General features: G+C 71.9%; 21 protein-coding genes, 3 pseudogenes and 2 riboswitches. Of the genes and pseudogenes, 12 read left to right on the plus strand and 12 right to left on the minus strand.

Annotation, left to right across the window (positions count from 1 at the left end):
- Positions 1–204 (minus strand): annotated as a pseudogene (locus BLU20_RS00005) (TetR/AcrR family transcriptional regulator); the annotation flags it as partial.
- Between the two features lie 218 nt (positions 205–422).
- On the opposite strand from BLU20_RS00005, the pseudogene BLU20_RS00010 reads away from it, so the two are divergent.
- From BLU20_RS00010 to BLU20_RS00025, 4 genes and pseudogenes are all read left to right on the plus strand, one after another.
- Positions 423–1,693 (plus strand): annotated as a pseudogene (locus BLU20_RS00010) (acetyl-CoA C-acetyltransferase); the annotation flags it as partial.
- A gap of 84 nt (positions 1,694–1,777) precedes the next feature.
- Positions 1,778–3,147 (plus strand): annotated as a pseudogene (locus tag BLU20_RS00015) (3-oxoacyl-ACP reductase).
- Positions 3,144–4,052: a MaoC family dehydratase gene (locus tag BLU20_RS00020; protein ID WP_083371096.1), complete on the plus strand. Its 909-nt coding sequence runs from the start codon at positions 3,144–3,146 to the stop codon at positions 4,050–4,052. The pseudogene BLU20_RS00015 and the gene BLU20_RS00020 overlap by 4 nt, the downstream one beginning before the upstream one ends.
- A gap of 66 nt (positions 4,053–4,118) precedes the next feature.
- Positions 4,119–4,292, plus strand: a complete 174-nt coding sequence (locus BLU20_RS00025; RefSeq protein WP_081829562.1) for a CsbD family protein — start codon at positions 4,119–4,121, stop codon at positions 4,290–4,292.
- Between the two features lie 103 nt (positions 4,293–4,395).
- On the opposite strand, the gene BLU20_RS00030 is transcribed toward BLU20_RS00025, so the two are convergent.
- A complete protein-coding gene (locus BLU20_RS00030; protein WP_083371097.1) occupies positions 4,396–5,799 on the minus strand; it encodes an aminotransferase class V-fold PLP-dependent enzyme in 1,404 nt (467 codons plus the stop codon).
- Positions 5,800–5,830: 31 nt separating this feature from the next.
- A riboswitch (SAM riboswitch) is annotated at positions 5,831–5,946 on the minus strand.
- A 112-nt stretch (positions 5,947–6,058) separates the two neighbouring features.
- Positions 6,059–6,154: riboswitch (SAM riboswitch) on the plus strand.
- Positions 6,155–6,159: 5 nt separating this feature from the next.
- On the opposite strand from BLU20_RS00030, the gene BLU20_RS00035 reads away from it, so the two are divergent.
- From BLU20_RS00035 to BLU20_RS00045, 3 genes are all read left to right on the plus strand, one after another.
- On the plus strand, positions 6,160–6,609 hold the full coding sequence (locus BLU20_RS00035; RefSeq protein WP_083372844.1) for a rhodanese-like domain-containing protein: 450 nt from the start codon (positions 6,160–6,162) through the stop codon (positions 6,607–6,609).
- Positions 6,606–7,883, plus strand: coding sequence for an O-succinylhomoserine sulfhydrylase (locus BLU20_RS00040; RefSeq protein WP_083372843.1), 1,278 nt, complete (start codon positions 6,606–6,608; stop codon positions 7,881–7,883). Before BLU20_RS00035 ends, BLU20_RS00040 begins: the two co-directional genes overlap by 4 nt.
- Positions 7,884–7,964: 81 nt before the next feature.
- On the plus strand, positions 7,965–9,011 hold the full coding sequence (locus tag BLU20_RS00045) for an LLM class flavin-dependent oxidoreductase (RefSeq protein WP_083372845.1): 1,047 nt from the start codon (positions 7,965–7,967) through the stop codon (positions 9,009–9,011).
- A 91-nt stretch (positions 9,012–9,102) separates the two neighbouring features.
- On the opposite strand, the gene BLU20_RS00050 is transcribed toward BLU20_RS00045, so the two are convergent.
- From BLU20_RS00050 to BLU20_RS00075, 6 genes are all read right to left on the minus strand, one after another.
- On the minus strand, positions 9,103–9,633 hold the full coding sequence (locus BLU20_RS00050) for a GNAT family N-acetyltransferase (RefSeq protein ID WP_083371098.1): 531 nt from the start codon (positions 9,631–9,633) through the stop codon (positions 9,103–9,105).
- Between the two features lie 10 nt (positions 9,634–9,643).
- Positions 9,644–10,147 carry a GNAT family N-acetyltransferase gene (locus BLU20_RS00055; RefSeq protein WP_083371099.1) on the minus strand — a complete coding sequence of 168 codons (504 nt, stop codon included), beginning with the start codon at positions 10,145–10,147 and terminating at the stop codon, positions 9,644–9,646.
- A 1-nt stretch (position 10,148) separates the two neighbouring features.
- Positions 10,149–10,859 carry a phosphoribosylformylglycinamidine synthase subunit PurQ gene (gene purQ / locus BLU20_RS00060; RefSeq protein WP_083371100.1) on the minus strand — a complete coding sequence of 237 codons (711 nt, stop codon included), beginning with the start codon at positions 10,857–10,859 and terminating at the stop codon, positions 10,149–10,151.
- The gene (purS, locus tag BLU20_RS00065) at positions 10,859–11,119 is read right to left on the minus strand and encodes a phosphoribosylformylglycinamidine synthase subunit PurS (RefSeq protein WP_029251918.1); all 261 of its coding nucleotides are present in this window, start codon (positions 11,117–11,119) and stop codon (positions 10,859–10,861) included. Before purS ends, purQ begins: the two co-directional genes overlap by 1 nt.
- A gap of 150 nt (positions 11,120–11,269) precedes the next feature.
- Complete coding sequence (locus BLU20_RS00070; protein WP_083372846.1) at positions 11,270–12,205, minus strand: phosphoribosylaminoimidazolesuccinocarboxamide synthase; 936 nt, start codon at positions 12,203–12,205, stop codon at positions 11,270–11,272.
- A gap of 51 nt (positions 12,206–12,256) precedes the next feature.
- Positions 12,257–14,881 carry a substrate-binding domain-containing protein gene (locus BLU20_RS00075; protein WP_157270187.1) on the minus strand — a complete coding sequence of 875 codons (2,625 nt, stop codon included), beginning with the start codon at positions 14,879–14,881 and terminating at the stop codon, positions 12,257–12,259.
- A gap of 138 nt (positions 14,882–15,019) precedes the next feature.
- On the opposite strand from BLU20_RS00075, the gene BLU20_RS00080 reads away from it, so the two are divergent.
- The 3 genes from BLU20_RS00080 to BLU20_RS00090 all read left to right on the plus strand — a co-directional run bounded on the left by BLU20_RS00080 (position 15,020) and on the right by BLU20_RS00090 (position 20,536).
- Positions 15,020–16,027: a LacI family DNA-binding transcriptional regulator gene (locus BLU20_RS00080; protein ID WP_157270189.1), complete on the plus strand. Its 1,008-nt coding sequence runs from the start codon at positions 15,020–15,022 to the stop codon at positions 16,025–16,027.
- Between the two features lie 123 nt (positions 16,028–16,150).
- On the plus strand, positions 16,151–18,448 hold the full coding sequence (locus BLU20_RS00085; protein WP_083371103.1) for a glycoside hydrolase family 6 protein: 2,298 nt from the start codon (positions 16,151–16,153) through the stop codon (positions 18,446–18,448).
- 84 nt (positions 18,449–18,532) lie between these two features.
- Positions 18,533–20,536 carry a cellulase family glycosylhydrolase gene (locus BLU20_RS00090; protein ID WP_083371104.1) on the plus strand — a complete coding sequence of 668 codons (2,004 nt, stop codon included), beginning with the start codon at positions 18,533–18,535 and terminating at the stop codon, positions 20,534–20,536.
- 81 nt (positions 20,537–20,617) lie between these two features.
- Here the strand turns inward: BLU20_RS00090 and BLU20_RS00095 are convergent, their stop codons facing one another.
- Entirely contained in the window at positions 20,618–20,971 is a 354-nt protein-coding gene (locus BLU20_RS00095) for a DsrE family protein (protein ID WP_083371105.1), read from the minus strand.
- 120 nt (positions 20,972–21,091) lie between these two features.
- Here BLU20_RS00095 and BLU20_RS00100 point away from each other — a divergent pair, with 120 nt between their 5' ends.
- Positions 21,092–21,685: a TetR/AcrR family transcriptional regulator gene (locus BLU20_RS00100; protein WP_157270191.1), complete on the plus strand. Its 594-nt coding sequence runs from the start codon at positions 21,092–21,094 to the stop codon at positions 21,683–21,685.
- Between the two features lie 6 nt (positions 21,686–21,691).
- Here BLU20_RS00100 and purD read toward each other — a convergent pair whose 3' ends face one another.
- Entirely contained in the window at positions 21,692–22,990 is a 1,299-nt protein-coding gene (gene purD, locus BLU20_RS00105; RefSeq protein WP_083371106.1) for a phosphoribosylamine--glycine ligase, read from the minus strand.
- A 375-nt stretch (positions 22,991–23,365) separates the two neighbouring features.
- Between purD and BLU20_RS00110 the strand changes: the two genes are divergently transcribed.
- The gene (locus tag BLU20_RS00110; RefSeq protein WP_083371107.1) at positions 23,366–23,665 is read left to right on the plus strand and encodes a GIY-YIG nuclease family protein; all 300 of its coding nucleotides are present in this window, start codon (positions 23,366–23,368) and stop codon (positions 23,663–23,665) included.
- A gap of 196 nt (positions 23,666–23,861) precedes the next feature.
- Here BLU20_RS00110 and BLU20_RS00115 read toward each other — a convergent pair whose 3' ends face one another.
- Complete coding sequence (locus tag BLU20_RS00115; protein ID WP_083371108.1) at positions 23,862–25,157, minus strand: adenylosuccinate synthase; 1,296 nt, start codon at positions 25,155–25,157, stop codon at positions 23,862–23,864.
- A 115-nt stretch (positions 25,158–25,272) separates the two neighbouring features.
- A complete protein-coding gene (locus tag BLU20_RS00120) occupies positions 25,273–25,713 on the minus strand; it encodes a DUF3151 domain-containing protein (protein WP_029251907.1) in 441 nt (146 codons plus the stop codon).
- Between the last annotated feature and the right edge of the window lie 33 nt (positions 25,714–25,746).

The following is a 25,746-nucleotide window of genomic DNA, read 5'->3' on the forward strand; positions in this document are numbered from 1 at the left end:
TGCAGGCCCACCTTGTCGTCGAAGTACCGGTAGATGATCGACTTGGATGTGCCCGAGGCGGTGGCGATCTCGTCCATCGACACGGCGGGTCCGTTCTTGTGCACGACCTTGCGCGCGGCATGGACGAGCTCGGCGGCGTGCGGCGCGGTGGTCGTCCCATCGGGTGGAGCGGCCGTCCACCGTGGCAGGCTGGTTGTTGCCCACGCGTTCCTCCTGCTGCCCGACGTCGGTGTCGTCCCTACGCTGGGCACGCAGGGAGGGAGCCTGTGACTGGGCTCACCTGGAACCGAGAGTATCAGGTACTGTGGGTCTTGGACACCTCGTGAGGCGCCATCCCGCCCCGAGGACGACAACCGACGCAAGGGAGCCCAGGCTGTGGCCACGAGCAAGAACCAAACGACACCCCGGCAGCAGAGGCCGTCATCGTCGGCGGCAACCGGATCCCCTTCGCCCGCGCGGGAGGCAAGTACTCCTCCGCGAGCAACCAGGAGATGTTCACCGCGGCGCTCGAGGGTCTCGTCGCCCGGTACGGACTGCAGGGCGAGCGCATCGGCGAGGTCGTCGGTGGCGCGGTGCTGAAGCACGCCCGGGACTTCAACCTCGTGCGCGAGTCCGTCCTCGGCTCGTCGCTCTCCTCCCAGACACCCGCGTACGACCTGCAGCAGGCGTGCGCGACCGGCCTCGAGGCCGTCGTCACGATCTCCAACAAGATCAAGCTCGGCCAGGTCGAGTCCGGCATCGCCGGCGGCACCGACACCGTCTCGGACGCCCCATCGCCGTCAGCGAGGGCCTGCGCCGTGCACTGCTCGAGGCCGGCCACGCCAAGACGCTCGGCGCACGCCTCAAGGCGTTCGCGGCCATCCGTCCCGCCGACATCGCACCGCTGACGCCGAGCACCGACGAGCCGCGCACCGGCATGTCGATGGGTGAGCACCAGGCCGTGACGACCGCGACGTGGACATCACCCGCGAGGCGCAGGACGAGATCGCGCTGGCGAGCCCACCAGCACCTCGCCGCCGCGTGGGACTCCGGGTTCTTCGACGACCTCGTCACCCCGTTCCGCGGGCTGACGCGGGACCAGAACCTGCGTGGCGACAGCACGATGGAGAAGCTCGCCGGGCTCAAGCCCGTCTTCGGCAAGAACCTCGAGGGGCACCGAGCCGACCATGACGGCAGGCAACTCGACCCCGCTGACCGACGGCGCCTCCGCCGTCCTGCTCGCCTCGCGCGAGTGGGCCGCCGAGCGCAACCTGCCCGTCCTCGCCAAGGTCGTCGACGCCGAGACCGCCGCCGTCGACTACGTGCACGGCACGAGGGCCTGCTGATGGCTCCGCCCACGCCGTCGCGCGTCTGCTCACCCGGCAGGAGCTCACGCTCCAGGACTTCGACTTCTACGAGATCCACGAGGCCTTCGCGTCGACCGTGCTCACCACGCTCGCCGCGTGGGAGGACGCCGACTACTGCCGCACCGAGCTCGGCCTCGACGCCCCCTCGGCTCGATCGACCGCGAACGCCTGAACGTCAACGGCTCGTCGGTCGCCGCGGGACACCCGTTCGCCGCCACCGCGGGCGGATCGTGGCCACCGCGGCCAAGCTGGTCGCAGAACGAGCCGCCGAGACCGGCAGGCCCGCACGCGCGCTGATCTCGGTCTGCGCCGCCGGCGGCCTCGGGGTCGCGGCGATCATCGAGTCCGCGGCCGACGGCTCGGTCTCGACAGGCTCGGTCTCGACAGGCTCGACCAGCGCGACCAGCACCACCGGAACGGAGGCGTGAAACATGGCTGACTCCTACCTCAAGGCCGTCAACTCCGGCGTCACCAAGACGCTCGCCAAGAAGCTCGGCCTGCCGCGTCCGGCCGTGCTGCGCCGCTGGGCGCCGGGCCAGCCGCTGACCACGGGCCCGGTGCTCGTCGTCGGCGGGCGCCGGGCGTGGAGGACGACGCCGACCGCGTCGCCGCCGCACTGCTCGGCTGGACCTCGACGTCCGCCAGGTGCCCGCGGGCTCGACGCCCGACCCGGCGCTGCGGTGGGGCGCGATCGTCGCCGTCATGACCGAGGCCCAGAAGCCCACCGACCTCTCCGAGACCGTGCTCGCGATCGGCGCGAACCTGCGCAACCTCGCCGGCAACGGCCGGGTCGTCACGATCTCCCGTGCCACCGTGGCCGGGGACGCCCCGCGCTCTCCGCGACCCGCAACGGCGTGGACGGGTTCCTGCGGTCGCTCGCCAAGGAGCTGCGCGGCGGGGCCACGGGCAACGGCATCCAGCTCACCGAGGCCGCGCAGGTCGGCGACCCGTCGGTGCTGGCCGCGCTGCACTTCTTCCTCTCCAGCAAGTCGGCGTTCGTCGACGGGCAGCTGCTGGAGGTCGGTGACGGCCCGTCCTGGGACGCCACGGACTTCGACTGGACTCGCCCGCTCGCCGGCCGCGTCGCCGTCGTGACGGGCGCGGCCCGCGGGATCGGGGCGGACGTCGCCCGCACCCTGGCTCGCGACGGCGCGCACGTCGTCGTCGTCGACGTCCCCGCCGCGGGTGACTCGCTCGCCCGGGTGGCCAACGAGGTCGGCGGTACCGCGCTGCAGCTCGACGTCACCGCACCCGACGCCGGCGCGCGGATCCTCGAGCACGCCCGCGCCCGCCACGGCGGCCTGCACGTCCTCGTGCACAACGCCGGGATCCTGCGGGACAAGCTGCTCGCCAACATGAAGCCGGAGAAGTGGGACGCCGTGATCGCGGTGAACCTCGACGCCCAGCTGCGCATCAACGAGTACCTGCTCGGGGCGAACGGCTTCTCCGAGAACCCCACATCGTCTCGCTCGCCTCGACGTCCGGGATCGCCGGGAACCGCGGGCAGACGAACTACGGGTTCTCGAAGGCCGGTGTCATCGGGCACACGCGTGCGACTGCACCGCTGATCGCCGCGGTCGGCGGCACGGCCAACGCCGTCGCCCCGGGGTTCATCGAGACCGACATGACGGCCTCCATCCCCGCGATCGCACGGCAGGTGGCGCGTCGCGCGTCCTCGCTGCAGCAGGGCGGTCAGCCGATCGACGTCGCGGAGGCCATCGCGTTCCTCGCGTCGCCGGGCTCGACGGGCGTCAACGGCCAGGTGCTCCGCGTGTGCGGGCAGAACCTGGTGGGCCAGTGACCGTCGAGGAGCTCGGGCAGATCCCACCGCTCGGCGGGTCGTTCGTCCGTGGCGCGTCCGGCTCGGGCGTCGCCGCGGCGCGGCGCGTGCTGCCCGGGTCGGACGCGCCGCAGACCACCACGCTGCCGGACACCACGCTGCGGGTGGCCGAGGTCTCCACTTCGGGCGACGACGTCGCGCGCCGCCTGGCCGAGTACGAGCGGCTGGTCGGCGAGCGCCCGAGCGAGACGATGCCTGCCGGGTTCCTTCACGTGCTCGGGTTCCCGCTCGCGACGGCCCTGATGGTGCGGCCCGAGTTCCCTCTGCCGCTGCTCGGCATGGTCCACGTCGAGAACCACGTCAGCCTTTTCCGTCCCGTCGAGCTCGGCGAGTCGGTGACGGTGACGGCCCGGGCGGAGGGCCTGCGCGGTCACCGTCGCGGGACCCAGGTCGACCTGGTCACCGACGTGACGGTCATCGGGGACGACTCCCCCGCGTACACGGGCGTCTCGACGTACCTGGCCAAGGGTGTCCACCTCGCCCCGGCTCCCGAGGAGACGGAGCGACCCGAGTTCGTCCCGCCGCTCCCCACGGCACGGTGGCGGCTCGACGCCCGGGTCGGCAAGGCGTACGCGACGGTCTCGGGCGACCGGAACCCCATCCACGTCTCGGTGCTCGGCGCCAAGGCCTTCGGGTTTCCCCGCACCATCGCCCACGGCATGTACACGGCGGCGCGCGCCCTGGCGCAGGTCGGGCCGGCGCGGGGCGACGCCTACGACTGGGACGTGCAGTTCGCCCGTCCGGTCGTGCTGCCCGGCGTCGTGGACGTCTCCGTCCGGCCGGGCACCGAGGGCGTGTGGTCCATCACCGGATGGAATGCGCGCAAGCGTCTGCTGCACCTCAACGGGTCGGTGACACCACGCTGACGGTCTCGGCGTGCGAGTTCCGTACGACCTCCTTACGGTCGGTCTCACCGACGAAAGGAGCAGCACATGGGTATCGGCGACAAGATCTCGAACGCAGCAGAAGACGCTCAGGGCAAGATCAAGGAGGGCGCCGGCAAGGCGTCCGACAACGAGCGTCTTGAGGCCGAGGGCAAGGCCGACCAGGCCTCCTCCGACGTCAAGCAGGCAGGCGAGAAGGCCAAGGACGCCTTCAAGCACTGACGCTGACCACGACGGCCCCCACCCGCTGCGGGTGGGGGCCGTCGTGCTGCCAGGTGAGGGTGCGAGGCCGGGCGGCGCCGGACCGTCGTCTCGCCGCTCGCGGCTACTCCGGCAGCGGGCCGCATCCGGCGGACTCGGCGACGAAGCCGGCCGCTGCCGTGGCGAAGAGACCGGAGAGCCCGGAGCCGGCGGGCACGGGACGAGGGTCGTCGACGACGGTCCAGCAGCCGTCCACGACGGTGTACTCCACCTGCGTGCCCTGGGCGACGAACGTCTCGAGGGCACGGATCAGGCGCTCGACCTCCTCACCCGCGGTACCGACACCGACCGAGGCGCGAATGGCCCCGCCGGTCAGCCCGAGCCGTGAGAGCAGCGGGTGGGCGCAGAACCGTCCGTCACGCACACCGATGCCGTGCTCGGCCGAGAGGTAGGCGGCCACGAAGCCTGGGTCGTGCCCCTCGACGGCGAACGTCACGACACCGACCGGGTCCTCGGCGTCGGGCCAGAGGCTGACGACCTCGACCCCCTCGATCGCCGACAGGCCGTCGACGAGGCGCCGTCGCAGCACGGCCTCGTGCTCGGCGAGCTCGGCCGGGTCGACCGCCGCGAGCGCGTCGCAGGCCGCCGCGAGCGCCACGGCGCCGATGACGTTGGGCGACCCTGCCTCGTGGCGGGCCGGTGCGGACTGCCACCGGGTCTCGTCGAGCCCGACCTGACGCACGGCCCCGCCACCGGCCAGGTAGGGCGTGCCCGAGTCGAGCCAGTCGCGGCGGCCGACGAGCGCGCCCGCGCCGAACGGCGCATAGGTCTTGTGGCCGGAGAACGCGATCCAGTCGGCGCCGCTCCGGGCGAGCGAGACCCTGCGGTGCGGGACCAGCTGGGCGCCGTCGAGGACGACCCGGGCTCCGGCGTCGTGCGCGATCTTGACGACGTCCGCGAGGGGCAGAGACTCCCCCGTGACGTTCGACGCCGCGGTGACGGCGAGCAGGACGTAGGGGGTCCGCGCGAGCTCGGCGCGCAGGGCCGCGAGCGTGCCGGAGACCGTCGGTGCGGCGGTCAGCACCGTCGCGCTCCCGCGCTGCCAGGGCAGCAGGTTGGCGTGGTGCTCGAGGTCGAGCACCAGGACCCGACCCGGCAGGCCGTCGGGCCCCGCGGGGACGCAGCCGGCGAGCAGGTTCAACGAGTCGGTGGTGTTGCGCGTGACGACCGTGACGTCGTCCGGCCGTGCGCCGACGAAGTCGCCGATGGTGCGCCGGGAGGCCTCGTACAGGGCGGTCGAGACCTGCGAGAGGTACCCCGCACCGCGGTGCACGCTCGCGTACAGCGGCAGCACCTCGGCGACGCGCTCGGCGACGCTCGCCAGGGCGGGGGCCGAGGCGGCGACGTCGAGGTTGGCGTACCGGATCGGGGCGGCACCGACCCGCGGGACGAGGGTCTCGGCGCCGGTGACGGGGAGCACGGGGTCCAGGTGGTCACAGACCGTGGTCCCGAGAGTTGGTGCGCTCACTGCAGTCCTCCAAGATCCGGGACGCCGCGGCGTCCCACGCTTGCCGCGCACCACCTGGTGAACGGCCGGGTCGTCACCCGGGGCACCCCACCGTGGGAGGAGGGTTGCCGGCCAGCAAACCGGGGTTTCGCGCTGGCACTCATGACCTGCCTCCAAGAATGGCGAGCCGGTCCGGGCCTGTCAAAAGCCGATCTCGCATCGTGGGCATCAATTCTGAGACGGCGTGTTGACGCCCGTCCGCCGTGACGTACGATCCCTCCAACCATCCAGAGCGGCTGAGTGACTTGGCACGATGACGCCGCAGCAACCCCCCTGGCCCTCAGGGCGCGGGTGCTACCGCCACGACCGATGGAGGAGCTCATGAGCACCCCGGACATCCGACCCGCCGACGGCTTTGCCGGTCACATCACCCCCCAGGACGCGTGGGAGATCCTCGCCACCGACGAGCGTGCGGTGCTCGTCGACGTCCGCACCGAGGGCGAGTGGCGCACGATCGGCGTCGCCGACGTCTCCTCGCTCGACAAGGAGACCGTGTACACCCCCTGGGTCACCCAGCTCGGCCCGAACCCGCACTTCCTCGACCCCATCCTCGAGGCCGGCGTGACGCCGGGCGACGGGCGCACCCTCGTGTTCCTCTGCCGGTCGGGCAACCGCTCGATCGGTGCCGCCGCCGCCGCGACCGCGGCCGGTCTCGGCCCCGCGTACAACGTGCTCGAGGGCTTCGAGGGCGACGCCGACGCGCTCGGCGTCCGCAACCAGAACGGGTGGCGCGTCGCCGGCCTGCCGAGCACCACGTGGACCTCCGCATGAGCGCGCCCTACGGGTCCGTCGCGGGCCCCTCGGGCCCCGGCGAGGTGCCCGGAGGCCGTGCGCGCGGGCCTCTGCCCGCGAGCGCCCGTCCGGCGACGCTCGCCGTGCGCGGCGGGCACCGCCGCTCCGAGTTCGGCGAGACCAGCGAGGCGCTGTTCCTCACCCAGGGCTACGCCTACGAGTCAGCCGCCGAGGCCGAGGCCGCGTTCACCGGCGACGCCGACCGCTTCATCTACTCCCGGTACGGCAACCCGACGGTGCACACGTTCGAGGAGCGGATGCGCCTGATGGAGGGGGCCGAGGCCTGCTTCGCCACGGCGACGGGGATGTCGGCCGTCTTCACGTCGCTCGCGGCGATCGTCGGCCAGGGATCGCGCATCGTCGCGGCCCGCGCCCTCTTCGGCTCGACCCTCGTCATCTTCGACGAGATCTTCGCGCGCTGGGGTGTGCAGACCGACTACGTCGACGGTCACGTCCTCTCCCAGTGGGAGGAGGCGCTGTCCACGCCGGCGGACGTCGTCTTCTTCGAGACCCCGTCCAACCCGATGCAGGACATCGTCGACGTCCGTGCGGTCTGCGACCTCGCGCACCGTGCGGGTGCGCTCGTCGTCCTCGACAACGTGTTCGCGACACCGCTGATGCAGAAGCCGCTCGAGCTCGGTGCCGACGCCGTGGTGTACTCCGCGACGAAGCACATCGACGGCCAGGGACGTGTTCTCGGCGGGGCGATCCTCGGGTCGTCGGACTACATCGACGGCCCCGTGAAGACGATGATCCGCAACACCGGCCCGTCGCTGTCGCCGTTCAACGCCTGGACGCTGCTCAAGGGCCTCGAGACCCTCGACGTCCGGGTCCGCGCGCAGAACGCCGCCGCTCACCGGCTCGCCGAGCAGCTCGAGTCGCTCCCCGGGATCGCGGCCGTGCGTTACCCGTTCCTCGACTCACACCCGCAGGCCGACCTGGCCCGCGCGCAGCAGACCGGCGGCGGGACGGTCGTCACCTTCGACCTGGACGTCCCCGCCGGCACGGACCCCGAGACGGCGAAGAAGCGGTCGTTCCAGTTCCTCGACGCACTCCGCGTCGTCGACATCTCGAACAACCTCGGCGACACGAAGTCCCTGATCACGCACCCGGCGACGACGACGCACCGCAAGCTCGGACCGGACGGCCGCGCGGCCGTCGGAATCGCCGAGACGACGGTTCGTCTCTCGGTCGGGCTCGAGGACCCCGCGGACCTGATCGAGGACGTCGAGCAGGCGCTCGCCGCGGGCTGACGCGATCGCCGCCCCGGGGGGCCGCGCGAACGTGACGGACGAGACGGAACATCGGTGCCGGACGCGGCGTTGTACCCGGCGATGACTACCACGCCGCGCCTCTCCGTCCTCGACCTCGTCCCCGTCCGCACGGGCCAGTCCAGCGCGGAGGCGATCCACGCCTCGCTGTCGCTCGTCCAGCTCGCCGACCGTCTCGGGTTCGAGCGCTACTGGTTCGCCGAGCACCACAACATGCCGGCTGTGGCGGCGTCGACGCCCCCGGTGATGATTGCCGCGGCCGCCTCGCGCACCGAGCGCATCCGCGTCGGCTCGGGCGGCGTCATGCTGCCGAACCACTCCCCGCTGGTGGTCGCCGAACAGTTCGCGGCCCTGGAGGCGATCGCCCCCGGGCGGATTGACCTCGGCATCGGGCGGGCACCAGGCTCCGACCCCGTGGTGACGTACCTGCTGCGGGCCACCGGGCCGACGTCGGACGTCGAGAAGTTCCCTGAGCACGTCGACCAGATCCTCGCCCTCACCTCGCCCGACGGCGCGAGCCTCCGCCTGGGCGACGGCAAGGACTACCACGTGCGCGCGACCCCGGCCGCGACGAGCGCACCGACGGTCTGGCTGCTCGGGTCGAGCGACTACTCGGCTCGTCTGGCCGCCGAGCAGGGACTGCCCTACGCGTTCGCGTCGCACTTCTCGGGCCAGGGCATCGACGGCGCGCTCCGCCTCTACCGCGAGAACTACCGGCCGAGCGAGGCCTTCCCCCGCCCGACGACGTTCCTGACGTTCAACGTCTCCGTCGCCGACGACTCCGACGAGGCGCACGCACGCGCGCTCCCGCAGCTCCGCTCGATGGCCCGTCTGGTGACCGGCAAGCCGATGGGCCCCCAGGAGACCGTCGAGCAGGCGCAGGCCGCCCCGCTCGACGCGGCCGGCGAGCAGGCGATCGCGGCGATGCGCGACCGCTGGGTGATCGGCACGCCGGCCGAGGCCGCCGGCCGTCTGCGCGGCCTGGCCGACCGGTACGAGGTCGACGAGCTCATGCTCGTGCCCGTCTCCGGATCGCGCGAGTCCGACCCCATGGACGCCGCTCCGGGTCGGGCAGCGACCCTCGAGCTGTTGGCCGACGCGCTGCGCTGAGCACGGTCGGGCCGGTCAGGGCAGGGGCCGCACGGGCTCCTCGGGGCTGGTCGTCCTGGAGCGTGTCGACGAACCCTCGCACCGGATCCGGTCAGAGAGGTTTGGCGAAGCAGAGCGCCGGACCGTACATGTCGTACGGCGGCGCGGAGAAGCGGTCGTAGGGCGGGTACGGCTCGACGGGGCGAAATCCGTGCCGACGATACGTGGCGATCGCCTCGGGCTGCGACGGTCCCGTGCCCAGGACGAGGGACTTCGCCCCGCGATCTCGTGCCGTGCCGACCAGGTGCGCCAGGAGCATCGAGGCCACCCCACGTCGTCGGGCACCGGCCCGGACGAAGACCCGGGTCACCTCGAGCGCTCCCTCGGGAGCACCGACCTCGGGCGTGCGCAGCGCGGCATGCCCGGCGGGTCGGCCGTCGACGTCCGCGACCAGGGTGAGGAGAACGGCCCGACCGGTCGCGGCGTCGTCGGCGTCCCAGGCGGGCCGGCTCGCGAGATGTCCGAACAGGAGCGGGTAGAGGCGGAGATCGCTCTGCTCGGTGAACTCACGTCGCAGGCCGACGGCCTCGGGTGCGCCCCACGGGACGGCGCGAATCTCGGTCGTGCCGCCCGGCTTCAGCACGCCGTCCTCGTCACAGCTGCTTGGCGAAGCAGAGTGCGTCGCCGAACGAGTCGTACGGCGGGTACGGCGTGATCGGTGCGTACCCGAGGTTCACGTACGCGGCCGCGGCGTCCAGCTGGAGCGGACCGGTCCCGAGGACGACGGACGCGAACCCCTGCTCGCGGGCAGCGCTCTCGGCGGTCTCGACGAGCCGGGTGGCGACGCCCGACCGTCGCGCCCGGTCCCGGACGTAGACTTTGGCGAGCTCGACCGACCCGGCGGGTGCGCCGTCATCCGGGGCCCGGAGCGCCGCGTGCCCGACCGGGACCCCGTCGCGGAGCGCGACCAGCGTCAGCACGACGGACCGCCCGATCGCCGCGTCGTCGGCGTCCCACACGTCGCGGGGCGCGAGATGGCCGAACCCGTCAGGGTAGAGCCGCAGGTTCGTCCGCTCGAAGAACTCCCGACGCAGCTCCACCGCCAGCGGGTTGGACCACGCGACCTCGCGGATCCGTGTCCCCGGGTCCGTGACCACGTCAGGCGTGGACGAGCGAGCTCAGGATCGAGGTGAAGAAGCCGAGCCCGTCGACCCCGGCGCGCGCGCCGTCGTCGGAGTCCGGGCCGAAGCCCTTCTCGACGGCGTGCTCCGGGTGCGGCATGAGTCCGACGACGTTGCCCGCGGCGTTCGTGACCCCGGCGATGTCGCGGCGCGACCCGTTCGGGTTGCCACCGAGGTAGCGGAACGCCACCCGGCCCTCGGCCTCGAGCTCGTCCAGCGTGCGCTCGTCGGCGACGTACTGGCCGTCCTGGTTCTTCAGGGGCACCGTGATCGTCTGGCCCGCTGTGTAGTCGCGCGTCCACGCGGTCTCGGCGTTCTCGACGCGCAGCTGCTGGTCACGGCACACGAAGTGCAGGTGGTCGTTCTTGATCATCGACCCCGGCAGCAGGTGCGCCTCGGTCAGGACCTGGAAGCCGTTGCAGATGCCGAGGACGGGCAGACCGCCCTTCGCGGCGTCCACGAGGATGTCCATCATGGGTGCGAAGCGGCTAATCGCCCCGGCGCGCAGGTAGTCGCCGTACGAGAACCCTCCGGGGAGCACGACGGCGTCCACACCCTGCAGGTCGGCGTCGCCGTGCCAGAGGGAGACCGGCTCGCCGCCGGCCAGTCGCACAGCACGCGCCGCGTCCCGGTCGTCGAGCGTGCCCGGGAACGTGACCACGCCGATGCGGGCGGAGTCGAGAGCCATCAGGCGGTCTCCTCCGAGGCGTCGGCCACCCGGACGACGTCCTCGATGATCGGGTTGGAGAGCAGCGTCTCGGCCGCCTCGCGCGCGGCGGCGAGGACCTCGGGCGTCACGGCACCCTCGACCTCGAGCTCGAACCGCTTGCCCTGACGGGCCCCGGTGAACTGGGTGAATCCGAGGCGCGGCAGCGCCCCGACGACAGCCTTGCCCTGCGGGTCCAGGATCTCGGGCTTCGGCATGACCTCGACGACGACGCGTCCCACGGTGGCTCCTCGAGCGCTCGGGATGGTGGCGCCTGGCCGCGGACTCCACCACGGGGGCGGGCCGGACCACGACACCGGGATTCCGCGCACATCCTACCGGCCCCGCGTCGTCGTCCCGCTCGCGTCTCACTCACCGTCGACGGCGGTGGGTCAGGACAGACGCGAGCCCGTCAGACGCTCGTAGGCCTCGAGGTAGCGGTCGCGCGTGCGGTCGACGACATCGTCCGGCAGCGTCGGCGCGGGCGCGTCCGAGGCCTTGTCCCAGCCTGAGGCCGGCGACGTCAGCCAGTCGCGGACGTACTGCTTGTCAAAGCTCGGCTGGGCGCGACCGGGCTCCCACAGGTCCGCCGGCCAGAATCGCGAGGAGTCGGGCGTGAGCACCTCGTCGCCGAGCGTGATCGCGCCGCTCGTGGGGTCGATGCCGAACTCGAGCTTGGTGTCGGCGAGGATCACGCCGCGCTCGCGGGCGATCTGCTCGGCCCGGGCGTAGACGGCGAGGGTGAGCTCGCGCAGCCGGGCCGCGACGTCGTCGCCGACCGTGGCCGCGACCTGCTCGAACGTCACGTTCTCGTCGTGGTCGCCCAGCTCGGCCTTGGTGGCCGGCGTGAAGATCGGCTCCGGCAGCCGCGACCCGTCGACGAGACCCGACGGCAGCGGCACGCCGCAGACGTTCTGGCCCGCGCGGTACTCAACCAGCCCCGAACCCGTGAGGTACCCGCGGACCACGCACTCGACCGGGAACATGTCGAGGCGGCGGCAGATCATGGCCCGCCCCGCGACGTCGGACGGCACGAGCCCGTCCCCCGGCTCGACCGTGACGTCCGTCGAGACCACGTGGTTGGGCACCACGTCGGCGAGCTGGTCGAACCACCACAGGCTGAGCTGCGTCAGCACGGTCCCCTTGTCCGGGATGCCCGGGCGCAGGAGGTGGTCGTAGGCGCTGACCCGGTCGCTCGCGACGACGAGGACGACGTCCCCCAGCGGGTGCACGCCGCCGTAGCTCGGCAGGTCGGGCTCGTAGAGGTCACGGACCTTGCCCGAGTAGACGTGGCGCCAGCCGGGCAGTTCCGCGGATTCGGCGGGCATGTTCAGGGACGCTGCAGAGTTCACGCCCCCAGTTTCCCACCACCGCGGGCGTCAGGACTCACGACGACGGTGCCTGAGACGGGCGCGCTCCTGCGACAGGCCCGCGCGCAGCTCGCGGAGCACCTCCTCCGCCGTGGTGTACGGCATCAGCGACGTCACCGACGCGCACTGCGCGTCGTCGCCGAGGAGCTGCTGGAGGGCGGCGGCACGCCGGGCCCTCGACCCGGGCGAGTCTCCGTCCATCAGCACGAGCAGCTCACGGTCGCGCACGCACAGGCTGTCCCCGGGCTCGAGCACCGAGCGCACGACGGAGCGCGTCACGTCGCTCGCCTCGGGGACGTCGACCGCGACGACGCCGGAGTCGTAGGCCGCAGGACCACGGGCCCGCCCGATGGCCCCGTCGAGCCGGTCGGCGAAGAGCTCGGGGTGCACGGTCCCCGTACGCGGGTCCACGAGAGCCCGGCTCCGGAGCTCCGCCTCGCGACGCTTCGCATCCGAGTTGTCGACGAGGATGCCCACCATCCGGGCCCTCCGGCCGGCGTCGTCGTCGACCGTCCTGGCCCGGCACAGCATCCACCGGTACTCCCCGTCCGCCCCTCGCAGGCGGTGCTCCAGGACCAGCGGGTCGCGGTCCCCGGCCAGCTGGGCCGCGATCGCGATCTGCACCTCGCGCAGGTCCTCCGGATGGACACGCCCGGTCCACTCGTCGATGCGCTGCCCGACCTCGTCGTCCGTGTGGCCCAGCAGGGCCTTCCACCGGGCCGAGTAGAAGACGACGCCGGAGACGACGTCCCAGTCCCACGTCCCCTCCAGCGCCGCGTCCGCGGCCAGCGCGTACCGCTCCGCGGAGGCCCGGACCTCGAGCGCGAGCCGCCGCTCCCGGTCGGCGGCCCTCTCCAGCGCGGCCTGCTGCTCGCGGGACGCCGCGGCCTTCTCCTCACGGTCCAGCGCGACCGCCAGCATCACCGCCCAGTGGTCGAACTTGTCCCGGGCGCTGGTGGCGCGGGTGTCGACCGCGCCGTCGATCATCAGCACGCCCCAGTTGCTCGACTCGAAGGTCACGGGGATGACGAACGTGATCGGCGCACCTGCGGCCTCGGTCCCCACGAGAGCCGGCGGAGGGAATGCCGACCGCGGGATCCGGCGGCCGATCATCGGCCGCGCCTCCGGCGTCGTGAGGGTGGTCCCGACGACCTCCAGCTCGCGACCACCGCCCGCACCCTGGCGTCCCGCGGTGTCGGCCCACAGCGCCAGGGTCGCCGCGCCACGGTGGCCGCGCGGCATCCAGTCGAGTCCGCGCAGCTCGTCGCGGTCGGCGTGCATGAGGTCGAGGTCGAGCTCGTACTGATCGGCGATCATCCGTTCGAGCCGGCCGGAGCGGTGAAGACTCACCTGGGCACACCCGGTGGTCACGGCCGTGACGAGGTCCGTCCCGACCGCACGGACGGCCCGGACACGAGCTGCCGAGGCCCGCGTCGGGCGCGGCGCACGGACCCGGTCGGCGACCGCGTCCTCCACCGCGCGGATCGCGGGGATCAACCGCTCCAACGCCTCGGGATGGGGTCGCAGGGCCGCCGTGGCGTCCGCGATCGCCTGGAGTGCCCGCGCCCCGGGTGCCCGGTCGGACGCACCGCGGTCGAGGACCTCGCAGACCGCGTCGTGCCAGGCGTCGACGGTCGGGACCACACGGCCGGACGTGGACTCGCCGTCCCCGGAGACCCCGAAGATCGAGCGGGCGGTCGTGAGCAGGCGCTCGCGGGGGCAGGCTTCGCCCTCCTCGGCCCGGTCGGCGCCGCGTCCGCCACCGAGGCATCCGCAGGACTCTCGGGTGACCAGCGTGGCGGCGCAGTGAAAGTCGCCGCGGACGTCCTCGCCCCCGATCCTCGCGAGCAGGAGGCGCGCCGCCAGCGCGCCGACGCGGTCGTGGTGCGGCTCGACCGTCGCCAGACGCGGTCGGACGCGCGCTCCCGAGTCGGAGTGGTCGAAGCCGACGACGGCCTGGTCCCGCGGAAGACTCAGCCCCTGCGCCCGCAACGCGGCCGAGAACCCGACGGCGTTGCGGTCGGTCGCGGCGACGACCGCCGTCGTGGGGAGGCCTGCCTCCACCGCGAGCCGACCCGCCACGGCCGCGCTGACCTCCTGGTTGTCGGCCGTGCGGTAGAGCCAGGCATCGGTGGGAGCGATCCCATGCGCACGAAGCGTCGAGCGGTAGGACTCGTACCGCTCGACGATGTCCGGCTGGAGCAGGCTTCCGACGAACCCGATCCGTTCGTGACCGTGGCCGATCAGGTGCTCGACGGCCAGCCGCACGCCCCCGGTGTTGTCGGGGGTGACCACCGGGGCCGAGACCCCCTCGGCGCGCTCGCTGAGCAGCACGAGCGGCACGCCCGACGCCTCGACGGCGCGCAACGTCTCGTGGTCGACGGCCGACGTGACGGCGACCACGCCGTCGAAGCGGTCGAGGCCCACGGGGTACCGCGCCGTCGGGCGTTCCGGGAACTCGTCCCGCTCGAGGTCCGAGGGGTAGGTCTGCACCGCCACGACGCGATGCCCGCCCTCGCGGGCGCTCTGCGCGATCCCGCTCAGGAGACAGCCGAAGTAGTACCCGCCGACGACCGGTGAGAGGACACCGAGCGTCCATGGGCCGCCACCCCTCGACCTGCGCGTGCTCGCCATCGCCACGCCCCCGTCCACGTCGTCGTCAACGTCCGTACCGCTATACAAGCCTGCCGATGCGGTGCATGCTTCGTGACCGTGGTCACTTCATCTCGCCCGAATCGTCCGCTTGCTACCGGTCGTCCGACCATAGCCGACGTGGCGCGCGTCGCAGGGGTCTCGACCGCGGTGGTCTCGTACGCCGTCAACGGACGTCCAGGAGTCTCGGGCGCGACCCGCGACAGAGTGCTCCGGGTCGCGGACCAGCTCGGGTGGCGGCCGCACGCCGCGGCGCAGTCGCTGCGTGCCCGGTCCGAGGTCGTGGCGATGCTCGTGACCACACGGCCGCACCCGCCGTCGACTCACCTGTTCGAGCTCGTGGTCGGTGCGCAGCAGGTGCTCAACCGGGCCGGGGTCGAGCTGGCGCTCCACCTCGAAGCCACGCACGCCGAGGCCGGTGCCGCCGCGACGCGCTGGTGGGCGGAGCGCCGCTTCGACGCCTTCGTCATCCCGGACGTGACCGACGACGACGCCCGGGTCAGCGCGCTCCGCCGGCGGCACGCGCCGGTCGTGCTCGTCGGCGGGGGCAAGCCGTCGCCGTCCGTCGCCGTCGTCGACGCAGGCAACGACGGGTTCGTCGAGGCCGTGGAGCTGCTGCACGCCCTCGGACACCGGCGGATCGGATACGTCGGCGGCAGCGAGGCGTTGCGCTCGACCGCCCGTCGGATCCGGGTCCTGCGCCGCGTGGTCGAGTCCGCCGAGGGCGAGTTCTTCGTCGCGACCGGGGACGGTGACGACGGCACCGCGACCGTGATCCACCGGATGCTCTCCGCCGACGACGCCCCCACGGCCCTGGTGACCGACGACGACCACGGTGCGCTGATCGCGCTCGACACGGCTCGGCGCCTGGGCCTCCGGGTCCCGTGGGACCTCTCGGTGATCGCAGGGTCGGACTCCACGATGTGCCAGCTGGCCGAGCCGCCGATCACCGCACTCCCGTTCCCCGGGGCTGTGCTGGGCGCCGCGATCGGCGCCGCGACACTGGGGCTGCTCGGTGCGGCCCCGGCGACGCCGGACGACGCCGCGCCCGTACTCGACGCACGGACCCCGGCACCGCCGCAGGTGATCCTGCGGGCGACGACCGCACCACCCCCGAGAAGTACCTAATCGATTAGGTCTATTTCACCCGGGTGAGACTCGTGTCACGTTGCACGGGTCGCTGCGGACGAACCCGCGGCGGTGCGTGCCCCGGGACTCCGGGGTACGGACGCTCGACCCCGGGAGGACCTCGTGTCACGTTCCCCTCAACGACTGCGCAAGGGCGCGTCAGTCGTCGCGACCGCCGCGCTCATCGGCGCCGGCGCGTTCGCAACCCAATCCGCCGCGGCAGCCGAGCCGCGCGTCGACAACCCGTTCGTCGGGGCGACGCAGTACGTCAACCCGTTCTGGTCCGAGGCCGTGGTCGACGCCGCGGCCGAGGTCGACGACAGCGCGCTCGCGAGCGACATGCTCGCCGTCTCGACCCAGCCGACCTCCGTCTGGATGGACCGGATCAGCGCGATCGCCGGCAACGCCGACGGCCCCGGCCTGAAGTTCCACCTCGACGAGGCGCTCGCCCAGAAGGAGCCGGGCGTCCCGATGGTCTTCAACCTGGTCGTCTACGACCTGCCGGGGCGCGACTGCTTCGCGCTCGCGTCGAACGGCGAGCTGCCCGCCACGCCCGCGGGCATGGAGCGGTACAAGACCGAGTACGTCGACGAGATCGTCGACCTGCTCGACCAGCCCGAGTACGAGGACCTGCGGATCGTCGCGACGATCGAGCCGGACTCGCTGCCCAACATGGTCACCAACTCCAACCACCAGCCCTGCCAGGTCGCGGCGCCGTACTACCGGGAGGGGATCGCGTACACGCTCGACGCCCTGCACGACGTCGGCAACGTGTACTCGTACCTCGACGCCGCCCACGCCGGATGGCTCGGGTGGGACAACAACGCCCAGGGGTCGGCCCAGGAGTTCGCCGAGGTCGTCGAGTCCACGGACGCCGGGTGGACCTCGATCGCCGGCTTCGTGACCAACACGGCCAACTCGACGCCGCTCGACGAGCCCTTCATCACGTCCGACGTCAGCCTCGGCAACCTGCCGATCCGATCCGCCGACTTCTACGAGTGGAACCCCGACTTCGACGAGCTCGACTGGACCGCGCACCTCTACGACCTGATGGTCGCGCAGGGCGCACCGGCCGACATCGGCATGCTGATCGACACCTCCCGCAACGGGTGGGGCGGCCCGGACCGGCCCACGGTCGCGAGCTCGTCGACGGACATCTCCACCTACGTCGAGGAGTCCCGCGTCGACCGCCGCACGCACCGCGGCGCCTGGTGCAACCCTGCGGGTGCCGGCCTCGGCGAGCGCCCCACGGTCGCCCCTGAGGGCTACGACGAGTCGCACCTCGACGCGTTCGTCTGGGTCAAGCCTCCGGGCGAGTCGGACGGCTCGTCCGAGGAGATCCCGAACGACGAGGGCAAGTCCCTCGACCGGATGTGCGACCCGACCTACTCGGGCCCGCAGGTCGGTGGCAACCTGACCGGCGCGCTCCCCGGCGCACCGCTGTCCGGCAAGTGGTTCCAGGCACAGTTCAAGATGCTCGTCGCCAACGCCTACCCGGCGATCGGTGACGAGGGCCCCGTCGACCCCGACACCGAGGCCCCGACCGCCCCGACCGGCCTGACGGCCGGTGCCACCACGGCAACGTCCGTCGCCCTGAGCTGGGACGCGTCGTCCGACGACACGGCCGTCACCGGCTACGAGGTGCTCGTCGACGGGACCGTCGCCGCGACCAGCTCGAGCACGTCGACCACGCTGACCGGTCTGTCCGCGGACACCTCGTACGAGGTCGCGGTCCGAGCCCGGGACGCTGCGGGCAACCGCTCCATCGCCTCGACCGCCGTGACGATCACGACCGACGAGGCAGCCTCCGGCACCGACACGACGGCACCGACCGTCCCCGCCGGTCTGGGCGCGAGCGACGTCACGGCCTCCGCCGCCACCCTCAGCTGGTCCGCGTCGTCGGACGACACAGGCGTGGCCGGGTACGAGATCCTGCGCGACGGCGCCGTCGTCGCCACGGTGACGACCACGTCGTACACCGACACGGGCCTCTCGGCGGACACCGCGTACTCCTACGCCGTCCGTGCCTCCGACGCCGCGGGCAACACGTCGGCTGCGTCGGCCGCCGTGTCCGTGACCACCGACGCTGCTCCTCCGGCCGGTGCCTGCACCGTGTCCTACGCCGCGCCCAACGCCTGGAACGACGGTCTGACGGCCAACGTCACGGTGACCAACACCTCCGGGTCCGCGGTCTCCGGCTGGGAGGTCGGGTTCACGCTCCCGGCCGGCCAGACGATCTCCAACGGATGGTCCGGACAGTTCACGACGTCCGGCAGCGACGTGACCGTCGGCGCCATGCCGTGGAACGGCACCTTGCCCGCCGGCGGGTCCGTGTCGTTCGGGTACAACGCGAGCCACGGTGGCTCGCCGACGGCCCCGACGGGCTGGACGCTCAACGGGAACGAGTGCACCACGCTCTGACCCTTCGTCGGTGCGGCGCCGGGCACCCGGCGCCGCACCTTCCCGCACACGACGACGTGTGCACGACACCCCAGGAGAACTGACGTGAGAACACCCCACACACTTCGGCGTGCCACCCTCGGGCGCGCCGCTCTCGCCACCGCGGCGACGCTCGCGCTCGCGGCCACGGGCCTGCCGGCCGCCTACGCGACCACCTCGGCCCCGGCCGCCGCGCCGTCGGCCCTGGCCTCCTCGCCCGCCACCGACGGCGACGACTGGCTGACCACCGACGGCAACAAGGTGGTGGACGCCGACGGCAAGGAGGTCTGGATGACCGGTGCCAACTGGTTCGGCTTCAACGCCACGGAGCGCGTCTTCCACGGCCTGTGGTCCGGCAACATCGAGACGATCACGAAGGAGATGGCGGAGCGCGGCATCAACCTCGTCCGCGTCCCCGTCTCGACGGAGCTGCTCGTCGAGTGGAAGAACGGCGAGACCGTCGTCCCGAACGTCAACACGGCGTCGAACCCCGAGCTGGTCGGGATGAACAACAAGGAGGTCTTCGACTACTGGCTCGAGCTCTGCGAGAAGTACGGGCTGAAGGTCCTCGTCGACGTCCACAGCGCCGAGGCCGACAACTCCGGCCACTTCGCACCCATGTGGTACACCGACTCGGTCAGCACCGAGGACTTCTACGCCGGCTGGGAGTGGCTGGCGCAGGAGTACAAGGACAACGACACGATCGTCGCGGCGGACCTCGAGAACGAGCCGCACGGCACCCAGAAGCAGGACCCGCGCGCCAAGTGGGACGACTCGACCGACCCGGACAACTGGAAGCACGTCGCCGAGACCGCGGCCGAGAAGATCCTCGCGATCAACCCGAACCTGCTGATCCTCGTCGAGGGGAACGAGGCCTACCCGCGTGACGGGGAGAACTGGGAGTCGCAGGACGAGGACGACTACTACTTCAACTGGTGGGGCGGGAACCTGCGGGGCGCCGCGGACCACCCGGTGGAGGTCGCCGGAGACCTGAACGACCAGATCATGTACTCCCCGCACGACTACGGGCCCCTCGTCTTCGAGCAGGAGTGGTTCGAGGGTGACGACTGGGACCGCGACTCGCTCGAGGCGGACGTCTGGGACCCGAACTGGCTCTACCTCCACAAGGAGAACACCTCGCCGCTCCTGATCGGTGAGTGGGGCGGCTTCTTGGACGGCGACAAGAACGAGAAGTGGATGCTCGCGCTCCAGGAGACGATCGTCGACTACGAGCTCCACCACACGTTCTGGTGCATCAACCCGAACTCCGGCGACACCGGCGGCCTGCTCCTGAACGACTGGGCGACCTGGGACGAGGAGAAGTACGCGATCCTCGAGCCGACGCTCTGGCAGGAGGACGGCAAGTTCGTCTCCCTCGACCACCAGGTGCCCCTCGGCGGCGTCGACTCGACGACGGGCATCTCCGTGAGCGACGTCGCGGGCGGGTCGTCCGGCATGCCGGACACCACGGCACCGACCGTCCCGCAGGACCTTGCTGCGAGCGACGTCACGAGCACGACGGCGGAGCTCACCTGGAGCGCCTCGACGGACGACGTCCGTGTCACGCGGTACGAGGTCCTCGACAGCGCCGGGACCGTGGTCGGGACGCCCTCCGGCACCTCCTTCACGGTCGACGGGCTGACGCCGGAGACCGAGTCGTCGTTCTCGGTCCGGGCACGGGACGCCGCCGGCAACCGGTCTGCACCGTCCGACGCCGTCACCGTCACGACGCTCGCCGGGCCGCCCGAGCCCGAGGGTGGCTGCACCGTGGAGTTCGACGCGAGCAACCGGTGGTCGTCCGGCTACACGGCAGACATCCAGGTGCAGAACGACGGCGACGCGGCCTGGTCGGCGTGGGAGCTCGAGTTCGAGGCTCCGGCCGGCCAGTCGCTGGCCAACGGGTGGTCCGCGACGTGGACGCAGACCGGCTCGACGCTGTCGGCGACCTCGATGCCGTGGAACGGCACCGTGGCTGCGGGCGGGAGCGTGAACCTCGGCGTCCAGATCAACGGTGGTGCGGGCACGCCCGACGCCTTCACCGTCAACGGCGAGGCCTGCAGCATCGGGTAGCACCGCCACCGTCGTGGAGCACCCCTGACACGACGACGGCCACCTCGCGCCTGCGAGGTGGCCGTCGTCGTCCGCGGCGGATCAGAAGGTCAGGACCGTGCGCCCCTCGACGACGAGGTTGCGGATGCTCGCGTGGCCGTTGTTGTCGGTCAGGAGCGGGTAGCCCGCGGCGACGATCGCGTCCTCGGACTTGTGCGCCTTGGCGCAGAAGCCGCAGGCACCTGCGACCTGGTCGCGCAGAGACTCGAGGAGCCCGTGGAGCTTGTTGTCCTCCGCGGTCATCGCCGCGATGGAGTCGACGCCGGAGCCGTCGAAGACGATCTTGACGTCGTCACCCGCCTGGACGAACTCCTGGGCGGTGCCCAGCGCGCGGTAGACGGCGGCGCTGTCGTTGGCGATGTCGGTGAAGATCACAATGGCGGCAGAGTGCGTCATGGTCGTCCCTTCCTCTCGGCCGACCCCTGGTGGGTCGGTCACGATCGATGGAACAGACAGACTGGTCTGTCTATTCCCCCATCAAGGCCTCTACGCCGCGGCGGCGGTATCGTCGCCGTCGTGAGCACCCCGCAGACCCTCCCCGCGCCCGGCGTCCGCTCACGACTCCTCGCGGCCGCCGACGAGCTCTTCTACGCCGAGGGCATCCACGCGGTCGGCATCGACCGCGTCATCGCGGAGGCGGGCGCCGCCAAGGCCTCCCTCTACCACCACTTCGGTGGCAAGGACGGGCTCGTGGTGGCGTACCTGGACGCCCGCAGCGAGCGGTTTCACGCCGGGCTCGGCGCACGGCTCTCCGACGCGGGCGGACCCGCTCGCGCCCGCATCGGACGTGTCTTCGACGGACTGTGGGAGAGCGCGTCGGGCACCTCGTTCCACGGCTGCCCGTTCATCAATGCGGCCGCCGAGTACCCGACCGCGGACCACCCGGTCCGCCACGCCGTCCGACGGCACCGCGAGCGCTTCGCCTCCACGCTCGGCGAGCAGCTCCAACTCGGCGGGACGCAGGCCGACCCTGCGCTCGTCACCGCCCTCGCGCTGGCGTACGACGGTGCGATGGTCACCGCCCAGGTCGAGTCACCGAGGTCGGCCCGCGCAGGCACCGAGGCGATCCTCGACGCGCTGCTCGGCAAGGCGTCGACCACCGCGCGCTGACGAGCCCTACGGTGCGGCGACCTCGCCCGCGGCCGCCTTCGCGGCGATGTCAGTGCGGTGCTGGGAGTCGGCGAGGCCGATCAGCGCCACGCCCGCGTACGCGCGCTCCCGGGCGGCGTCGAGGTCCCGGCCCTGCCCGACGACCGACAGGACCCGGCCGCCCGCACTCACCAGCGGGTGCTCGGGGCTGACCGAGGTGCCGGCATGCAGGACGTGGACACCCTCGAGCGCCTCCGCCTCCGCGACACCCGTGATCGGGTCGCCCTTGCGCGGGCTCGCCGGGTAGCCCTCTGCCGCGACGACGACGGTGACGGCCACGTCGTCGGACCACCGCAGACGCGGCAGGCCGGCCAGCTCGCCCCGCGCGGCCGTCAGCATGACCGCGGAGAGCGGGGTCTGCAGGCGGGAGAGGACGACCTGCGTCTCAGGGTCGCCGAAGCGTGCGTTGAACTCGACCACGCGCGTGCCGCGGCTCGTCAGCGCGAGACCCACGTAGAGGATCCCGGAGAACGGCGTGCCACGCCGGGCCATCTCGTCGACCGTCGGCTGCGCGACACGCTCCACGACCTCGTCCACGAGACCCTCAGGGGCCCAGTCGAGCGGGCTGTAGGCGCCCATGCCCCCGGTGTTGGGACCCTCGTCGCCGTCGAGCGCTCGCTTGAAGTCCTGGGCCGGCGACAGCGGCACCACCGTCTCGCCGTCGCAGACGCAGAAGAGCGAGACCTCGGGTCCGTCGAGGTACTCCTCGATGACGACCCGCCCGCCCGCACCGCGCGCCTCGAAGCACTCTGCGGCATGAGCCAGCGCCTCGCCACGGTCGGAGGTGACGACGACGCCCTTGCCCGCCGCGAGCCCGTCGTCCTTGACGACGTACGGAGCACCGAAGGCGTCGAGCGCCTCGGCGACCTGGTCCAGGGAGGTGCACACGTGCGCCATCGCGGTAGGGACGGACGCCGCAGCCATCACGTCCTTCGCGAACGCCTTCGAGCCCTCGAGCTGCGCGGCAGCAGCACTCGGCCCGAAGACCGGGACCCCCGCGGCGCGCACGTCGTCCGCGACACCGGCGACCAGCGGCGCCTCGGGGCCGACGACGACGAGGTCCACCTGCAGCGAGCCTGCGAGGGTCGCCACGGCCGCACCGTCGAGCGGGTCCACCCCGTGGAGCGTCGCGTGCTCCGCGATGCCGGGGTTGCCCGGGGCGGCGTGCAGCTCATGTGCATCACCCCCGGCCCCGTCCTGCTCGTGCGCGAGGGCGTGGACGATGGCGTGCTCGCGGGCACCGGTTCCGACGACGAGGATCTTCACGGGCGACGAGTCTACCGATCCCCGCGCGCCGGTTTTCGACATGCTCAACCCGCGTCGGTCGAGCCCGTCGAGACCACGTCGGTCGAGCTTGTCGAGACGCGGATTGCTTCGACAAGCTCAACCACCGTCCGCCGGTCGAGCTTGTCGAGACCCCGCACCCGAACGCAGTCGAGACCCCGTCGGTCGAGCCCGTCGAGACCCGGATGGTTTCGACAAGCTCAACCACCGGTCGTCGGTCGAGCTTGTCGAGACCCCGCACCCGAACGCAGTCGAGACCCCGTTCCAGGGCTGCATGCCACCTGTGGACAACCTTCGTCGTCCACACCCTCAGCAAGACGCCGGGATCGACCGCGACTCCTGAGCAACGATGCTGAGATGCCCCACACGTACATCCTCGAGTGCGCCGACGGCTCCTTCTACGTCGGCAGCACGGTCGACCTTCCACGACGCCTCGCGCAGCACCAGAGCGGCGACGGCGCGCAGTACACCCGACGCAGACGCCCCGTCCGGCTCGTCTACAGCGCCGAGTTCGACCGCGTCGACGAGGCGTACGCCTGGGAGAAGCAGGTCCAGGGCTGGGGTCGAGCGAAACGGATCGCGCTCATCGAGGGCAGGTTCGCCGACCTCCCGGGGCTGGCGCGGTCTCGACAAGCTCGACCGACGACCGGTGGTTGAGCCCGTCGAAACCACACCGGTCTCGACAAGCTCGACCAGCGACCGGTGGTTGAGCCCGTCGAAACCACACCGGTCTCGACGAGCTCGACCAGCGACCGGTGGTTGAGCCTGTCGAAACCACACCGGTCTCGACAAGCTCGACCAGCGACAGGCTCGACCGGCGGTGGTCTCGACAGGCTCGACCGACGCGGAAGCGCTACGCGCGCCCGTGGATCAGGTCGTGAATCGGGATGATCTCGTCGCGGCGCGGGCCGACGCCGATGGCGGAGATCCGGCTGCCCGACATCTCCTCCAGGGCGTGCACGTACTTCTGCGCGTTGACGGGAAGTTCGTCGAACGAGCGGCAGTGCGAGATGTCCTCCCACCAGCCGTCGAACTCCTCGTAGATCGGCTTCGCGTGGTGGAACGCGGTCTGGTCGATCGGCATCTCGTCGTAGCGCACGCCGTCGACGTCGTAGGCGACGCAGACCGGGACCTTCTCCATGCCGGTGAGCACGTCGAGCTTGGTCAGCACGATGTCGGTCAGGCCGTTGATCCGCGAGGAGTATCGGGCGATCACGGAGTCGTACCAGCCGCAGCGGCGCGCGCGACCGGTGGTGACACCGAACTCGCCGCCGGCCTTCTGCAGGTAGGCACCCTTGTCGTCGAAGAGCTCGGTGGGGAACGGGCCCTCGCCCACCCTGGTGGTGTACGCCTTGATGACGCCGATCACCGAGTCGACACGGGTCGGGCCCATGCCCGAGCCGGTGACCGCGCCGCCGGCGGTGGCGTTCGACGAGGTGACGAACGGGTACGTGCCGTGGTCGACGTCGAGCATCGTGGCCTGGCCACCCTCGAAGAGGACGGTCTTGCCGGCGTCGAGTGCCTGGTTGAGCACGAGACCGGTGTCGGCGACCATCGGCTTGAGCCGCTCCGCGTGGACGAGCAGCTCGTCGAGCGTCTCCTGGACACCGATCTCACGACGGTTGAAGACCTTCACGAGCATGTGGTTCTTCTGGTCGAGCGCGCCCTCGATCTTCTCGGCGAGGATCTTCTCGTCGAAGAGGTCCGTCATGCGCAGCCCGACACGGTTGATCTTGTCGGCGTACGCGGGGCCGATCCCGCGGCCCGTGGTCCCGATGCGGCGCTTGCCGAGGAACCGCTCGGAGACCTTGTCCATCGTGCGGTGGTAGCCGGCGATGACGTGCGCGCCCTGGGAGACGAGGAGGCGGGAGACGTCGACGCCGCGCTCGATCAGTGCGTCGAGCTCCTCGAAGAGCACCTCGATGTCGACGACGACACCGTTGCCGATGACGGGCGTCACGCCGGGCGAGAGGATGCCCGAGGGCAGGAGGTGCAGGGCGTACTTCTCGTCGCCGATGACGACGGTGTGCCCGGCGTTGTTGCCGCCGTTGAACTTCACGACGTAGTCGACGCGAGAGCCGAGGAGGTCGGTCGCCTTCCCCTTCCCCTCGTCACCCCACTGCGCTCCGACGAGCACGACGGCTGGCATACGATCCCTGCTTTCAGTTCTCCGGTGGTGCGGGGTTGCTCCCGCAAAGAGTCACGACCCGCGCGGGCGGGCCGACGAAAGTCTACTCGTCGGGGCCGCCCGCGGTCGTGGTGGGTTAAACGAGGGTGCGGACCTCGTCCTCAGATGTCCCCGAGTTGGTCAAGAACTCCTGGCACCGTGTCGCCTCCGCGTCCTCGCCGATCTCCTCGGCGGCGTCGGCCAGCGCGAGGAGCGCGCGCAGGAATCCCTGGTTCGCGGTGTGGTCGGCCGGGATCGGGCCCTGGCCGCGCCATCCGGCCCCGCGAAGCGCGTCGAGCCCGCGGTGGTACCCGGTCCGGGCGAACGCGTACGCGGTGACGGGGTCCTCAGCGTCGAGCGCACGCTCGGCGAGCACCGCCCACACGTACGACGACGCGGGGTACCGACGCGCGACGTCGTCGAGCGACGCTCCGTCGATCAGAGCGGCACGCGCCGGGACGTCCGGGTGGGAGTCGGGCAGGCGCACCGGGTCGGGGCCGAGCAGGTTGCGGGAGGCGGGGCTGTTTGCAGTGGTCATTGCCCCATCGTCGCAGGCATGTCGGCTGCGCGG

The sequence above is a fragment of the Paraoerskovia marina genome (assembly GCF_900105445.1).
Lineage (GTDB): Bacteria > Actinomycetota > Actinomycetes > Actinomycetales > Cellulomonadaceae > Paraoerskovia > Paraoerskovia marina.